16 protein-coding genes are annotated in these 12,897 nt (G+C 72.2%); 9 read left to right on the top strand and 7 right to left on the bottom strand.

Annotated elements, in window-relative coordinates; all coding sequences use genetic code 11:
• Window positions 1-173 precede the first annotated feature (173 nt).
• Window positions 174-1,142 (bottom strand): diacylglycerol kinase family protein, encoded by a 969-nt coding sequence (locus tag AB0J57_RS09840; RefSeq protein WP_366127521.1) that lies wholly within the window; start codon window positions 1,140-1,142, stop codon window positions 174-176.
• 82 nt (window positions 1,143-1,224) lie between these two features.
• Between AB0J57_RS09840 and AB0J57_RS09835 the strand changes: the two genes are divergently transcribed.
• A complete protein-coding gene (locus AB0J57_RS09835; protein ID WP_366127520.1) occupies window positions 1,225-1,656 on the top strand; it encodes a hypothetical protein in 432 nt (143 codons plus the stop codon).
• A 6-nt stretch (window positions 1,657-1,662) separates the two neighbouring features.
• Here AB0J57_RS09835 and AB0J57_RS09830 read toward each other — a convergent pair whose 3' ends face one another.
• From AB0J57_RS09830 to AB0J57_RS09820, 3 genes are all read right to left on the bottom strand, one after another.
• Window positions 1,663-2,571, bottom strand: coding sequence for an RNA polymerase sigma factor SigF (locus AB0J57_RS09830; protein WP_366127519.1), 909 nt, complete (start codon window positions 2,569-2,571; stop codon window positions 1,663-1,665).
• Complete coding sequence (locus AB0J57_RS09825; RefSeq protein WP_073754203.1) at window positions 2,568-2,981, bottom strand: anti-sigma regulatory factor; 414 nt, start codon at window positions 2,979-2,981, stop codon at window positions 2,568-2,570. The genes AB0J57_RS09830 and AB0J57_RS09825 overlap by 4 nt, the downstream gene beginning before the upstream one ends.
• Window positions 2,982-3,223: 242 nt before the next feature.
• Window positions 3,224-3,484, bottom strand: a complete 261-nt coding sequence (locus tag AB0J57_RS09820; RefSeq protein ID WP_366127518.1) for a UBP-type zinc finger domain-containing protein — start codon at window positions 3,482-3,484, stop codon at window positions 3,224-3,226.
• Between the two features lie 122 nt (window positions 3,485-3,606).
• On the opposite strand from AB0J57_RS09820, the gene AB0J57_RS09815 reads away from it, so the two are divergent.
• Window positions 3,607-5,205: a Na+/H+ antiporter gene (locus AB0J57_RS09815; protein ID WP_366127517.1), complete on the top strand. Its 1,599-nt coding sequence runs from the start codon at window positions 3,607-3,609 to the stop codon at window positions 5,203-5,205.
• Here the strand turns inward: AB0J57_RS09815 and AB0J57_RS09810 are convergent.
• Entirely contained in the window at window positions 5,181-6,122 is a 942-nt protein-coding gene (locus AB0J57_RS09810; RefSeq protein WP_366127516.1) for a pyridoxal-phosphate dependent enzyme, read from the bottom strand. The genes AB0J57_RS09815 and AB0J57_RS09810 overlap by 25 nt on opposite strands.
• A 10-nt stretch (window positions 6,123-6,132) precedes the next feature.
• The gene (locus tag AB0J57_RS09805) at window positions 6,133-6,723 is read right to left on the bottom strand and encodes an N-acetylmuramoyl-L-alanine amidase (protein ID WP_366127515.1); all 591 of its coding nucleotides are present in this window, start codon (window positions 6,721-6,723) and stop codon (window positions 6,133-6,135) included.
• Between the two features lie 250 nt (window positions 6,724-6,973).
• Here AB0J57_RS09805 and AB0J57_RS09800 point away from each other — a divergent pair, with 250 nt between their 5' ends.
• From AB0J57_RS09800 to AB0J57_RS09785, 4 genes are all read left to right on the top strand, one after another.
• The gene (locus AB0J57_RS09800) at window positions 6,974-8,389 is read left to right on the top strand and encodes a family 2B encapsulin nanocompartment shell protein (RefSeq protein WP_366127514.1); all 1,416 of its coding nucleotides are present in this window, start codon (window positions 6,974-6,976) and stop codon (window positions 8,387-8,389) included.
• A 190-nt stretch (window positions 8,390-8,579) separates the two neighbouring features.
• Window positions 8,580-9,164, top strand: a complete 585-nt coding sequence (locus AB0J57_RS09795) for a dihydrofolate reductase (RefSeq protein ID WP_366127513.1) — start codon at window positions 8,580-8,582, stop codon at window positions 9,162-9,164.
• A gap of 43 nt (window positions 9,165-9,207) precedes the next feature.
• A complete protein-coding gene (locus tag AB0J57_RS09790) occupies window positions 9,208-9,429 on the top strand; it encodes a hypothetical protein (protein ID WP_366127512.1) in 222 nt (73 codons plus the stop codon).
• 62 nt (window positions 9,430-9,491) lie between these two features.
• The gene (locus tag AB0J57_RS09785; RefSeq protein ID WP_366127511.1) at window positions 9,492-9,950 is read left to right on the top strand and encodes a DUF6304 family protein; all 459 of its coding nucleotides are present in this window, start codon (window positions 9,492-9,494) and stop codon (window positions 9,948-9,950) included.
• Window positions 9,951-10,039: 89 nt separating this feature from the next.
• Here AB0J57_RS09785 and snpA read toward each other — a convergent pair whose 3' ends face one another.
• Complete coding sequence (snpA, locus tag AB0J57_RS09780) at window positions 10,040-10,684, bottom strand: snapalysin (protein ID WP_366127510.1); 645 nt, start codon at window positions 10,682-10,684, stop codon at window positions 10,040-10,042.
• 175 nt (window positions 10,685-10,859) lie between these two features.
• Here snpA and AB0J57_RS09775 point away from each other — a divergent pair, with 175 nt between their 5' ends.
• From AB0J57_RS09775 to AB0J57_RS09765, 3 genes are read left to right on the top strand one after another with little or no spacing between them, the layout of a single operon-like run.
• The gene (locus tag AB0J57_RS09775; RefSeq protein ID WP_366127509.1) at window positions 10,860-11,822 is read left to right on the top strand and encodes a LysR family transcriptional regulator; all 963 of its coding nucleotides are present in this window, start codon (window positions 10,860-10,862) and stop codon (window positions 11,820-11,822) included.
• A gap of 22 nt (window positions 11,823-11,844) precedes the next feature.
• Window positions 11,845-12,396 (top strand): GNAT family N-acetyltransferase, encoded by a 552-nt coding sequence (locus AB0J57_RS09770; RefSeq protein WP_366127508.1) that lies wholly within the window; start codon window positions 11,845-11,847, stop codon window positions 12,394-12,396.
• Complete coding sequence (locus tag AB0J57_RS09765) at window positions 12,393-12,896, top strand: GNAT family N-acetyltransferase (protein WP_366127507.1); 504 nt, start codon at window positions 12,393-12,395, stop codon at window positions 12,894-12,896. The genes AB0J57_RS09770 and AB0J57_RS09765 overlap by 4 nt, the downstream gene beginning before the upstream one ends.
• Window position 12,897 lies beyond the last annotated feature (1 nt).

The following is a 12,897-nucleotide window of genomic DNA, read 5'->3' as shown; positions in this document are numbered from 1 at the left end:
GGTGCTGCGGGCCGTCCCGATCGCCATGTAGAGATTCGCAAACCTCGGCGGCGGATACAACCCCTTCCGGAAAGTTTTTTTTGATTCCTCGGTGTCGGCTAGGTCACAGCCGTACTTCTATGGGGTGGACCCTGGCCCATACGTTCGAGATAAAGGACCAAGGGCCCTTCCACTCACACAATCACACGCAGTGCACGACGAACGCCTGTGAACGTCACGCTGCTGCGTAGCCCCAGGTGGTCTCCGTCCATCTGGAAGGGCAGCGGAACCTTCGAATGCAAGGCGAAGTCGGTCAGATCGTGCAGGGAGAGGGCGTGCTTGCCGTGCGGCCCGCGCTCCGGGCTGGACGTCAGGAGCTGGGTCGCGTACCGGGCCACGGAGGCGGTCGACAGCCGGCTCAGCGCGAGCACGTCGAGCGCGGTGTCGAAGGACGCCCGGGGTGACGCGTACACCGGACGATTGCCCAGGTAGGTCCAGGGCGCGGTGTTGCAGACTATCGACAGCGAAAGATCGTGGACCGGGTCGTGGCCGGGGCGCTCCAGCGTGATCACGCCGTTCCTGCGGTGCGGCTCGTCCAGGAACTGACGCATGGCCTGCCGGATGTAGAGCGCGTGCGTCGACCGCTTGCCGCGCTCGCGCTGCTGTTCGACCCGGCCGATCACGCCCGCGTCGAACCCGAAACCGGCACAGAACGTGAACCAGCGGGCGGGAACCGCCTCGTCCTCCGTGCCGGGCGTGCCCGCCGCGAGGCCGAGGCCGACCGTGCGGTCGCGCCGCTCACGCAGCGCGTCCAGCAGGGCGCCGGTCGCCTCGACGGCGTCGTTGGGCAGGCCGAGCGCGCGGGCGAAGACATTGGTGGACCCGCCGGGCACCACCGCGAGGTGCGGCAGCCGGTCGGGGTCGGGGCCGTGGTGCAGCAGACCGTTGACGACCTCGTTGACGGTGCCGTCACCCCCGAGGGCGACGACCAGCTCGACGTCCCGGGACTCGGCCGCCCGGCGGGCGAGGTCACGGGCATGGCCCCGGTACTCGGTCGTGACGGCCTCCAGCTTCATCTCGCTGGCCAGCGCGTGGATCAGCACGTCACGGGTGCGGGCACTGGTGGTGGTGGCTGCCGGATTGACCACGAGGAGTGCGCGCATGCCCGCCAGGTTACCTACCGCGCGGTACCGGAGCCCAGCCCCGGCCCGGTCCGTGGACGGGGCCGGCGGCTACCCTGCGAGGGTGAGCAGTACGCAGCAGACACCCGCCGAGCACCCCTCTTCCGCCTCGCGTCCCGTCCGGGTCACCGCCGCAGCGGCCGTGGCCGGTCTGGAGGCGCTCGCCCTGTTCGCCGGGGGCGCGTACCTGCTCGTGACGAGTCTCACGGGCCGGCCCGACGACCTCACGCAGGCCCTGACGGGCGGTGCCACGCTCGTGGCGCTCGGCCTCATCCCGCTGATCGCCGCGCGGGGACTGCTGCTGTGCCGTAGCTGGAGCCGCGGCCCGGCGATCATCACCCAGCTCATGGCCCTGCCCGTCGCCTGGACGCTCCTCCAGGCGGACAGCGCCGCGATCCCGGGCGGGATCGCCCTGGCGGCCGCCGCCGTGACGGCGCTCGTGCTGCTGGTGCACCCCGCGACGACGAGGGCCCTGGGGATCCGCGGCCGCGCGTGACGCGGGTTACTCCTCGACCAGGAGCTTCTCGCGGAGCTGCGCCAGCGTGCGGGCCAGCAGGCGCGAGACGTGCATCTGCGAGATGCCGACCTCCTGGGCGATCTGCGACTGGGTCATGTTGCCGAAGAAGCGCAGCAGCAGGATGCGCTTCTCGCGCGGCGGCAGGTCCTCCAGCAAGGGCTTGAGGGACTCGCGGTACTCGACGCCCTCCAGCGCCTCGTCCTCCGCGCCGAGGGTGTCCGCGACCGCCGGGGACTCGTCGTCCGTGTCCGGCACGTCCAGGGAGAGCGTCGAGTACGCGTTCGCGGACTCCAGGCCCTCCAGGACCTCCTCCTCCGAGATGCCGAGCCGCTCGGCCAGCTCGTGCACGGTCGGGGAGCGGCCGTGCATCTGGGAGAGCTCGGCGGTGGCCGTGGTCAGGGACAGGCGCAGCTCCTGGAGGCGGCGGGGGACCCGTACCGCCCAGCCCTTGTCGCGGAAGTGGCGCTTGATCTCGCCGACGACCGTGGGTGTCGCATAGGTCGAGAATTCGACGCCCCGGTCGGGGTCGAACCGGTCGACGGACTTGATCAGGCCGATGGTGGCGACCTGCGTCAGGTCGTCCAGCGGCTCCCCGCGGTTGCGGAACCGGCGCGCGAGATGCTCGACCAGCGGCAGGTGCATCCGCACGAGCCGGTTGCGCAGCTCGGCCCGCTCGGGCGAGCCGTCCGGCAGCCCGCGCAACTCGATGAACAGCGCCTTCGCGCCGCTGCGGTCGTGCGGATCGTGCTGGGTGTGCTGCTGCTCGTTCATCCGGTCCGCCCGCTCATCCAAAAGACCGTCCACCGGGTGCGGCCGCGCCTGCTGTTCCGGGATCGAGCTCAACGCCCGCGGGCCGCGCTCCTCGTCTCGCACCGGACCGTCCCCGTTCCTCACGCCGGCCCGGGTCCCGCGCCGCGCTGTTTGTACAGGCTGATGGAGACCGTCCGGTCGTCGGCGACGGACGAGTCGACCTTGCCGGCCAGTGCCGAGAGCACCGTCCAGGCGAACGTGTCGCGCTCCGGCGCCCTGCCGTCCGTCGTCGGCGCCGAGACCGTGACGTCCAGGGAGTCGTCGATGAGCCGGAACACGCAGCTCAGGACCGATCCCGGCACGGCTTGCTGGAGCAGGATCGCGCACGCCTCGTCGACCGCGATGCGCAGGTCCTCGATCTCGTCGAGGGTGAAGTCCAAACGCGCCGCCAGGCCGGCCGTGGCCGTACGCAGCACGGACAGGTAGGCACCCGCAGCGGGCAGCCGGACTTCCACGAAGTCCTGGGTCCCGGGCTCGCCTGCGATCTGGGACACCCTCACCTCCAAGGTGGCACAAGCTCTTTCGGGGGTCGGGAGGGGAAGATCCTCCCCCGAACCGGTGCGGTACGCAGGTATGCGTAGTCCGCGGTGACGCTATCGCGATCCATGGTGCCGTGTCGCCGTCGGCCCCCGGTCCGGCGGCTGTCACTCATGGTAGGCACATGAGTACGCACAGTGGCTAGAGGTCTGCGGGGCCCAATCGCGAGAAACCGGCGGAGGGTTGACGTACCCAGGCCTCACACGATCGAACCGTCGACAAAGCACCAACGCCACTTCTCACCGGGTTCGTAGGTCCGCATCACCGCGTGACCAGTGTCCTTGAAGTGCTGGGTGGCGTGCTGCCCCGCAGAGGAGTCGCAGCAGCCGACGTGCCCGCACAGCAGGCACAGCCGGAGCTGCACCGGGTGCGTACCGTCGGCGGCGCACTCCGGACAGGTCTCGGTCAGGGGGGTGGGCTCGGGCCGTGGCAGTTCGGCCACGTGCGGGCACTCGCGCATGATGGCCAGCGTACTGAGGCGCCGCCCTCGTGGCGCACCGAGGCAGGGGCCTCGGTGGTCGCCGGCCGTGGGTGGCAGGGGGCGGAACGCCTTGCATCCGACCGACCCGGAGTGGGGAGACGATGGACGCACTGCCGTTGGTGGCGCTGGTCGCGGTGAGCGCCGCGATCGCGGGCGCGGCGCGGAGGACGCCGGTGCCGGCACCGCTGCTGCTGGTGGCGGCCGGACTGGCGGCCTCCTACGTGCCGGGGGTGCCCGACTACACCCTGGACCCGCACATCGTGCTGCCGCTGGTCCTGCCGCCCCTGCTGCACACGGCCGCCCTGGACTCCTCGTACCTGGACCTGCGGGCCAATCTGCGGCCGGTCGCCCTGCTGTCGGTCGGGTACGTGCTCTTCGCGACGCTCGCGGTGGGGTACCTCGCGCACCTGATGGTGCCCGGCCTGCCGCTGACCGCCGCCCTGGTGCTGGGCGCGGTGATCGCGCCGCCGGACGCGGTGGCGGCCACCGCGATCGCCCGGCGGCTCGGGCTGCCCGGCCGGATCACCACGATCCTCCAGGGCGAGTCCCTGGTGAACGACGCCACCGCGATCACCGCCTACAAGGTGGCGCTCGCGGCGGCGGTCGGGGAGGGCGTGAGCTGGGCCGGCGGGATCGGCGAGTTCGCCCTCGCGGCGCTCGGGGGCATCGGCGTGGGCCTGGTGCTGATGGTGCCGATCCACTGGCTGCGCCGGTCCCTGCGCGAGCCGCTGCTCCAGAACACCCTCTCGCTGCTGATCCCGTTCGTCGCGTACGCGGCCGCCGAGCGCGTCCACGCCTCCGGTGTCCTCGCGGTCGTCGTGGTGGCCCTGTACCTGGGGCACCGCTCCTGGCAAGTCGACTTCGCCACCCGCCTCCAGGAGGAGGCCGTGTGGAAGATGGTCGCCTTCCTCCTGGAGACGTCCGTCTTCGCACTGATCGGGCTCCAGTTGCCGCACGTGGTGCGCGAGCTCGGTACGTACGGGATGGGGGAGGCCGCGCTGTACGCGGCGGGCGTCTTCCTCGCGGTCGTCGTCGTCCGGTTCGTGTGGGTCTTCCCGGCCACGTATCTGCCCCGCGCCCTGTCCCGCCGCGTGCGGGAGCGGGAGCCGGGCGTGGGGTGGACCTCGCCGGTGATCGTCGGCTGGGCGGGGATGCGGGGCGTGGTGTCGCTGGCGATCGCCTTCTCCATCCCGGTGACCACGGCGGGGGAGGCGTTCCCCGCGCGGAACCTGGTCCTGTTCCTGACGTTCACCACGGTGATCGGCACCCTGGTGGTGCAGGGCCTCACCCTGCCGCCGCTGATCCGGGCGCTGAAGCTGCCGGGGCGGGACGCGCAGGCCGAGACGCTGGCCGAGGCACAGGCGCAGAGCGAGGCCTCGCGCGCCGCCGAGCAGCGCCTGGAGGGGCTCCTCGCCGATGAGCGCAACGCGCTGCCGCAGCCTCTCGCCGACCGGCTGCGCACGGTCCTGGAACGGCGGCGCAACGCCGTCTGGGAGCGGCTGGGCGCGGCCAACCCGGTCACGGGCGAGTCGGCGGACGACACCTACCGGCGGCTCGCCCGGGAGATGATCGAAGCGGAACGCGAGGTGTTCGTCCGGCTCCGGGACGAGCGGCGCATCGACGACGAGATGATGCGGACCCTGCTGCGCCGGCTGGACCTGGAGGAGGCGGCCGCCTACCGGGAGGCCCCCGAGGGCTGACCGGGGTCCGGGTGGCCGGGGGCGTCGGGGCGGCCGGTGATCACCGCCGCGAGGGTGGTTCCGGGCGGGAAGGCGCCCTCCTCGGCGAGGGTGAGGAGCCCGTACAGCATTTTGGCGACATATATGCGCTCGATGGCGAGTCCGTGCCGTGCCTCGAAGTCGGTGGCGAACGCCTCCAGGGCCGGGGTGGTACGGGCGTAGCCGCCGAAGTGGAACCGCTCGTCGAGGCTCCAGTCGCCCCTCGGGCCGCCGAACGCCGCCTCCTGGAGGGTCCGTATCTCCGCGCCCAGGAACCCGCCCCTGAGGACCGGCACACCGATCGCGCGGCGGCCGGCGCCCAGCCCGGCCGCCAGCCCGGCGAGCGTGCCGCCCGTCCCGCACGCGACCGCCGCCACGTCCACGCCGCCGGCGCCGAGCTCCCGCCCCAGCTCCGTACAGCCGCGCACCGCGAGCGCGTTGCTGCCGCCCTCGGGGACGACGCGACTGCCGGGCGGAGCCTCCCGGAGGACGCGCGCCAGCACCTCCGGGTCGCCCTTCGCGCGGTACGTGGCGCGGTCCACGAACACCAGCCGCATCCCGTCCGCCGCGCACCGCGCGAGCGACGGGTTCAGCGGCCGGCCGGCGAGTTCCTCACCGCGTACGACCCCGGTGGTGGGGAAGCCCAGCAGACGGCCGGCGGCGGCCGTGGCCCGCAGGTGGTTGGAGTAGGCGCCGCCGAAGGTGAGGACCGGGCGCCCGGCGGCGGCGAGGAGGTTCGGGGCGAGTTTGCGCCACTTGTTGCCCGGCAGGCCGGGGTGGATCAGGTCGTCGCGCTTGAGCAGCAGCCGCACGCCGTGCCGGGTGAAGCGCTCGTCCTCGACCGGCTCCAGGGGGGAGGGGAGCAGCGGGCCGAGTGAGGACAGGTCGAGCGCGTTCACCCGGCCATTGTCACTTCAGCCTCTCCGCGATGCGTGCCCGCATCGTCTTCATGGAGAAGCCGCGCGGGTCGACCTTGCCCGGCTGCCACTCCAGGTGGCCGATCACCGAACGGGCGGTCCAGCCGTGCCGGCGGCAGATCGCGGCCGCCGCCTTCTCGATCGCCAGCAACTGCGCCTCGGGCCACGGGTCCTTCCCGTCGCCGAGGTTCTCGCACTCGAACCCGTAGAAATGGGTGTTGCCGTCGACGTTCGCCTGGTTGTCGTGCGGCAGCGCCTTCTCCGCGATCACGGCGCGCAGCACGTCGCGGTCGCCCCGGCCGGCGTGGTTGGCGCGGCCGTAGCCGACGAGGTGGACACAGCCGTCCTTGGTGATCACCCCGTGGCAGAGCGGGCCGGGCAGGCCGGGGCGGCCGTCCCGGCAGATGCGGACGGTGTGGTCCCTGCCCTTGGTGACGCTGTGGTGGATCATCACGCCGTGGACCGGCCCCCAAGGGCCCTTGTGGTTGCGGTTGTGGGTGCGCCAGTCGCCGACCTCGACGACGGTGAGGCCTTCGTCGCGCAGCGCGTCGAGAAAGCCGTTCGCGGACATGGGTGGGGCCACGCCGCCTCCTTCGTGTTGTGCCTGCCGAGGTCTTACCCCGGCCACGCGGAGCCGGCGCGGGCGGTCACGGTGTTCGGACGGCGTGCGAGCCGATCCGGACAGCGCCGACTGGGGCTGAGGGGGAGGGGGAAACGCATGTCATGCCCCGTGGGTGACGAAGCAGTCTCGCTCATTTGTGTAATGGCGCCGCCACGGACCGTGCTGAAAGGCTTTTCCTCAGAAGGTCAGTCCATGATCGAGAGGGATGTTCATGTCGGTTGGTCCGGTTGGCCAGGAGACCCGTTCCGAGCAGGCACAGCCGCAGCAGAGCCTCGGCACGGCCGCCGCGCGGAACCTGGCGACCACCACCAAGTCGGTTCCGCAGATGCAGGAGATCACCTCCCGGTGGCTGCTGCGGATGCTTCCGTGGGTGCAGGTGCAGGGCGGTACGTACCGGGTGAACCGGCGGCTCAGCTACTCGGTGGGCGACGGGCGCGTGACGTTCGTGCAGACCGGTGAGCGGGTCGCCGTGATCCCGAACGAGCTGCGGGAGCTGCCGGCACTGCGCACGTACGAGGACGACGCGGCGCTCACGGAGCTGGCGCAGCGGTGCACGCAGCGGGAGTTCGCGCCCGGTGAGGTGATCGTCGAGGCGGGCGCGGAGACCGACCGGGTGTTCCTGCTGGCGCACGGCCGGGTGGAGCAGGTCGGCACCGGGCCGTACGGCGACGAGGCGGTGCTCGGCGTCCTCGCCGACGGCGCGTACTTCGGCGACGGGTGCCTCGCCGACCGGGACGCCACCTGGGAGTGGACGGCCCGGGCCGCGACCGCGTGCACCGTGCTGGAGCTCACCCGCGCCGACGTGACGAACCTGGCGGAGCGCGCCGAGTCGCTGGCGGGCCACCTCCAGGCCCTGGCGTCCCTGCCGCAGCAGCGCACCAACAAGTACGGCGAGAAGGCCATCGACCTGTCGGCCGGCCACGTCGGCGAGGCGGTCGTCCCGCACACGTACGTCGACTACGAGGCCTCCCCGCGCGAGTACGAACTGAGCGTCGCCCAGACCGTGCTGAAGGTCCACAGCCGGGTCGCCGACCTGTACAACCAGCCGATGAACCAGACCGAGCAGCAGTTGCGGCTCACCGTCGAGGCGCTGCGCGAGCGCCAGGAGCACGAGCTCATCAACAACAAGGAGTTCGGCCTGCTGTCCAACTGCGACTACGGGCAGCGGCTCCAGCCGCACGACGGCGTGCCCAGCCCGGACGACATGGACGAGCTGCTCTCCCGCCGCCGCGGCAACAAGATGTTCCTCGCCCACCCGCGCGCCATCGCCGCGTTCGGCCGCGAGTGCAACAAGCGGGGCCTGGTCCCCGGCTCGGTCGAGGTGGCGGGCCACCAGATCCCCGCCTGGCGCGGCGTGCCGATCTTCCCGTGCAGCAAGATCCCGGTCTCCGAGGCCCGCACGACCTCGATCCTCTGCATGCGTACGGGCGAGGACGAGCAGGGCGTCATCGGCCTCCACCAGACCGGCATCCCCGACGAGATCGAGCCGAGCCTGTCGGTCCGGTTCATGGGCATCGACGAGCAGGCGATCATCTCGTACCTGGTCACCGCCTACTACTCGGCGGCGATCCTCGTGCCGGACGCGCTCGGGGTGCTGGAGAACGTGGAGGTCAGCCGCTGGCGGTGACGTCCCCGTGGCGGCGGGGGCGCGGGGCGGACCCGGCCGGCCGTGGACGTGCCCGTCCGGTGATTTCGACCGGGCGGGCACGTTCCCGTGCCCGTGTACGTCGAAAACACTTGCGTAACCACTTCAGTTGAAGCACTATGACTGTCGTGGTCGCGAGCTCCGCTGCCTCACCTGACACAGAGGACATGACGTGCGAAAACTGACCTACTTCGTCGCTTGTTCGATCGACGGCTTCATCGGCGACCCCGGTGGCGACGCCAGCTCCTTCATGCGGTACGTCGACGAGGAATTCCTGGAGTTCCTGAAGAGCGAGTACCCCGAGACCGTCTCGGCCGAGGGGCGCAAGGCCCTGGGGTTCGACGGCCTGGAGAACAAGCGGTTCGACACCGTCGTCCAGGGCCGTGGCAGCTACCAGCTCGGCCTCGACGCCGGCCTCCCCAGCCCGTACGGCCACCTGCGCGAGATCGTCGCCTCCTCCACGATCGAGGAGTCCCCGCACCCCAATGTGGAGATCGTCCGTGAGGGCCTCGTGGAGCGGATCCGGGAGCTGAAGGCCGAGGACGGTGACCTGGGCATCTGGCTGTGCGGCGGCTCTCGGATCGCCGGTGAGCTCGTCGACGAGATCGACGAGCTGGTGATCAAGACCTACCCGCAGGTGTACGGCTCCGGCATGCCGATGTTCGGCAGCGGCTTCGCCGTCGACGACTTCGGCCTGGACGCCGTGCGCGCCTTCGACAACGGGGTCGTGGTCCGCTGGTACAGCAGGAGGAGCTGACCGCCGCCTGTCCGGACCGCCGAAACCGCCATATCCTGGGGCCATGGGCAGCAGCGAAGGACGTGAGACCGTCCACCGCCCGCCGGCAGGGCCTGAGCGTCAGTGCCCGAGCTGCGGACAGCCTGTGGGCACGGTCCTCAAGCGACGCAAGATCCTCGGCGTGTGGGCCCCCGTGTGGGAGCCCGGGCCATGCCACAACCCCGAGTGCGAGCGGTACGCCGAGGCGCCGGAGGACGAGCCGGGCAAGAGCGCCAAGACCGGCTGAAGTCAGGCTCCGGGGGTGACCGGCCGCACGTCGGAGGCGGTCCTACCGCTACAGTCCGCGCCATGTCATCGGAGTCGACGGAAGTCTGGACCGGCTGGTACCGGGACCGCCGCGGTGCGGAAGCGATCACGATCGCGGCGGACGGGCGGCGCATCGCCACCCGCATCAGGGGCGTGGAGTACGCGGGCGCGAGCTTTGACGGGCTGCGCGCGGCGGAGGAGAACGGCGGCCTGCCCTTGGCCGGCTGCGTACTGGAGTGGGACCTGCCGCTGCCGGTTCTCACCGACGGCACCACCCAACACGCCACGCTGAGCTGCCTGTTGGCGCTGGGTGAAGCGCTGTCCGACGGCTCACCCGAGCGAGTGGATCTTCAGTTGACCCTGCACTGCGGGGGAGCGGCGTACGAATCGGGCCTCGCCGGCGGTGACTTCGACCAGGCCCTCGGCCGCATCCTGCGCCAGTTGCCGCCCGGCACCCGGTTCGGCCGCACGTTCCTGGAGGGCGCGGAGGCCGCGGCCTGACGCGTACCGCGCACGAACTGTGGCCTGACGCCCCGTGGGCCCGGTGGGCCGGTCGCGGCTCGCGGCCTGCCCACCGGACAGGTACCGCGCTAGGAGACCCTGGCCAGGGCGGCCGCGAGGCCGTTCTGCCACAGGTAGTCGACGCGGGCGCGCTCCTGGGCGTTCGGCTGGGCGTTCTGGCAGGACGGGCCGGGGCCGCCGCCGGACATCAGCTCACTGCACGGGCCGGAGTAGTGGTCGGGCAGGCCGAGGACGTGACCGGTCTCGTGGGCGGTGACGCGGGTGGAGTTGTAGATCTGGTTCTGCCGGTAGTCGAGGAAGATGTAGCCCCGGCCGTGACCGTCGGTGCTGGCGTACGAGCCACGCGAGTCGTTGCCCTCGTAGTACCGGAAGTCCGGATTGCTGCCCTCCTGGAGCTTCACGTTGCTGACCGAGCTGTTCCAGATCTGGGTGGAGCGGGCTATCTGGGTGCGGAAGCTCGGGGCGTTGGCCGCCGAGTAGACGACGGTGACGGCCTGCGCGCCCGGGTTGGCGGCGCGCTTCTCGGCGACCGACTCCATGACGGCCTCGAAGAACGCCCGGTTGGCCTTGGCGTCCTCGGCGGACCCGGCGTACGCGGCGTACGACGCACCAGTGGTGGGCGCAGGGGCGGCGGTGGCGGTCGCGGCCGGTACGGCGGTCAGGGCGGCGGCGAGGCCGAGGGCAGCGGCCAGCACGGCCTTGGGGTGTCTCATGGGGGGCTCCTCGTGATCCTGAACGGCTGGGTGGGCCGTTCGGTTGGGGAGAGTGTCGGGGAGCCCGCGTGCCGTACGGATGATGTCAACGGGGGATAGCACCGGCGCATCACCCGTCCCTCAACTCGCCTTCCCTCTCTAGTGGTTCGGCCGTCAACCGTCCTACCCTCGGCACATGGAGCTGGAGGTGAGGCACCTGCGGGCGCTGTGCGCCATCGCGGACACGGGCAGCCTGCACAAGGCGGCGCGCCTGCTCGGCGTCAGCCAGCCGTCCCTGACGACCCAGTTGCGGCGCATCGAACACGCCCTGGGCGCGGAGCTGTTCGTGCGCGAGCGCACCGGCTGCCGGCCCACCCCGCTGGGCCACGCCGTCCTCAGCCGTGCCCGCCCCCTCGTGGCCCAGATGGCCGTCCTCGTCACCGAGACCAGGGCGGCCGCCGCACGCGCCGACGGGGCCCGGCTGCGCGTCGGCTCCACCGCCAGCCGGGTGCTGGCGGGCTGGCTGCGGCGGCTGCGCGACCGGCTGCCCGGCACGGACATCACGCTGCACATGGACGTCTCGGCGGGCGCCCTGCTGCGGGCCCTGGCGGCGGGACAGCTCGACGTGGCGTTCGTCCACGAGGTGGAGGGCTGCCCGCTGCGCGTACCGGACGGGCTGGAGCGGCGCGTACTGGTCGAGCGGGAGCCGCAGTTCATTTCCATGGCGCGGGACCACCCGGCGGCCGCCGCGCCCGTCGTGGCCCTCACCGACCTGGCCGGCGACCGCTGGATGGTCGACCCCACCGTGGACGGCGAGTGGGACGGGCTGCGCCGGGTGCTCGCGGCGGCCGGGATCGACCCGCCGGTCCTGCACGGCGACTACCACACGGCCGCCTCGCTCATCGTGGCCGGCGAGGTGGTGGCGCCCTGCCAGCCGACGTCGGGGCCGCGCGACGACATGGCGATACGGCCGTTACGGGGCGACCCGCTGGCGGTGCGCCTGCTGCTCTACAGCCGCCCCGGGGCGGACGCCGGGTCGTCGTACGCGGAGTTGGCGTACGCGGACCTCACGGCCGCCTACCGCGAGGCGGCGCTGCGCACCTCGGCGTACCGGCAGTGGCTGCTGCGCCACGGAAGCCCGCTGGCGCGGGCGGCCTGACCCCCGTACCCCGGAAGGAACCATGGGCCCCCTCACCCTCACCGACGGCCACCTCGTCCTGCGCGAGTGGACCGACGCGGACGTCCCGGCCATGACCGAGCTGTTCGACGAACCCGCCGTCGCCTACCGCACGCCCCTCGCCTCCCCCTTCGACGAGGCGGCGGCGACCGCGTACCTGGCGATGATCCGCCGCACCCGCGCCGACGGCACCCGCCTCCACCTGGCGATCACCCGGGACGGCGGCGCACCCCTCGGCGAGGTCCTGCTGAGCCTCACCCACGGCGCCCTCGGATACGCGATCGGCGCCCCCCACCGCGGCCAGGGCCTCGCCTCCCGCGCCACCCGCCTGCTCACCGCCCACGCCCACGACGTCCTGGGCCTGCCACGCGTGATCCTCCAGATCGAGCCGGACAACACCGCCAGCAAGGCCGTCGCCCGCGCGGCCGGCTTCCGCCTCACCGACGAGCCCCCCGAGACGGCCCAGAGCAACGGCCGCACGTACACCCTGCTGACGTGGGCCCACGACGCCCCGGCGGACCTGACCCGCGGGCGCCGGTCACGATGTACGCCATGACACCTTCCCCTTCCCCGTCCGTCACCGTGCGCCACGCCCGCCCCGCCGACCTGCCCCGCGTCGCCGAACTGGCCGCCGAGCACGCGGCGTACGAGAAGGCCACCCCGCCCGCGCCCGGTCTCGCCGACCGGCTCGCCGCGCTGCTCTTCGCCACCCACGCCCCGCGCCTTCGCTGCCTGGTCGCCGAACGCCCCGGCGACGGCCGCCTCGTGGGCTACGCGACGTGCGCCCCCGAGCTGTCCACCTGGGACGGCCGCGAATACCTGCACCTGGACTGCCTGTTCCTTGAGGTCGGCCAACGGGGCCTCGGGGCGGGCCCGAAGCTGATGGACGCCGTCGTCGCGGAGGCCCGCGCCCTGGGCCTGCCGGAGGTCCAGTGGCAGACGCCCGCCTGGAACGAGGGCGCGATCCGCTTCTACGACCGCCTGGGCGCCCACGCCAAGGAAAAGGTCCGCTACACCCTCCCGGTCACGGACACCCCGTCCGCCCCGGCAGGATGAC

The sequence above is a fragment of the Streptomyces sp. NPDC049837 genome (genome assembly GCF_040674455.1).
GTDB lineage: Bacteria > Actinomycetota > Actinomycetes > Streptomycetales > Streptomycetaceae > Streptomyces.
This window is presented reverse-complemented; position numbering and strand designations above follow the sequence as displayed.

Bases quoted from the DNA above. Each gene is read 5' to 3' on its own strand.
- AB0J57_RS09840 (WP_366127521.1), bottom strand. From the start codon at position 1,142: ATGCGCGCACTCCTCGTGGTCAATCCGGCAGCCACCACCACCAGTGCC.
- AB0J57_RS09820 (WP_366127518.1), bottom strand. From the start codon at position 3,484: ATGCGCGAGTGCCCGCACGTGGCCGAACTGCCACGGCCCGAGCCCACC.
- AB0J57_RS09815 (WP_366127517.1), top strand. From the start codon at position 3,607: ATGGACGCACTGCCGTTGGTGGCGCTGGTCGCGGTGAGCGCCGCGATC.
- AB0J57_RS09800 (WP_366127514.1), top strand. From the start codon at position 6,974: ATGTCGGTTGGTCCGGTTGGCCAGGAGACCCGTTCCGAGCAGGCACAG.
- AB0J57_RS09790 (WP_366127512.1), top strand. From the start codon at position 9,208: ATGGGCAGCAGCGAAGGACGTGAGACCGTCCACCGCCCGCCGGCAGGG.
- AB0J57_RS09785 (WP_366127511.1), top strand. From the start codon at position 9,492: ATGTCATCGGAGTCGACGGAAGTCTGGACCGGCTGGTACCGGGACCGC.
- snpA (WP_366127510.1), bottom strand. From the start codon at position 10,684: ATGAGACACCCCAAGGCCGTGCTGGCCGCTGCCCTCGGCCTCGCCGCC.
- AB0J57_RS09775 (WP_366127509.1), top strand. From the start codon at position 10,860: ATGGAGCTGGAGGTGAGGCACCTGCGGGCGCTGTGCGCCATCGCGGAC.
- AB0J57_RS09770 (WP_366127508.1), top strand. From the start codon at position 11,845: ATGGGCCCCCTCACCCTCACCGACGGCCACCTCGTCCTGCGCGAGTGG.
- AB0J57_RS09765 (WP_366127507.1), top strand. From the start codon at position 12,393: ATGACACCTTCCCCTTCCCCGTCCGTCACCGTGCGCCACGCCCGCCCC.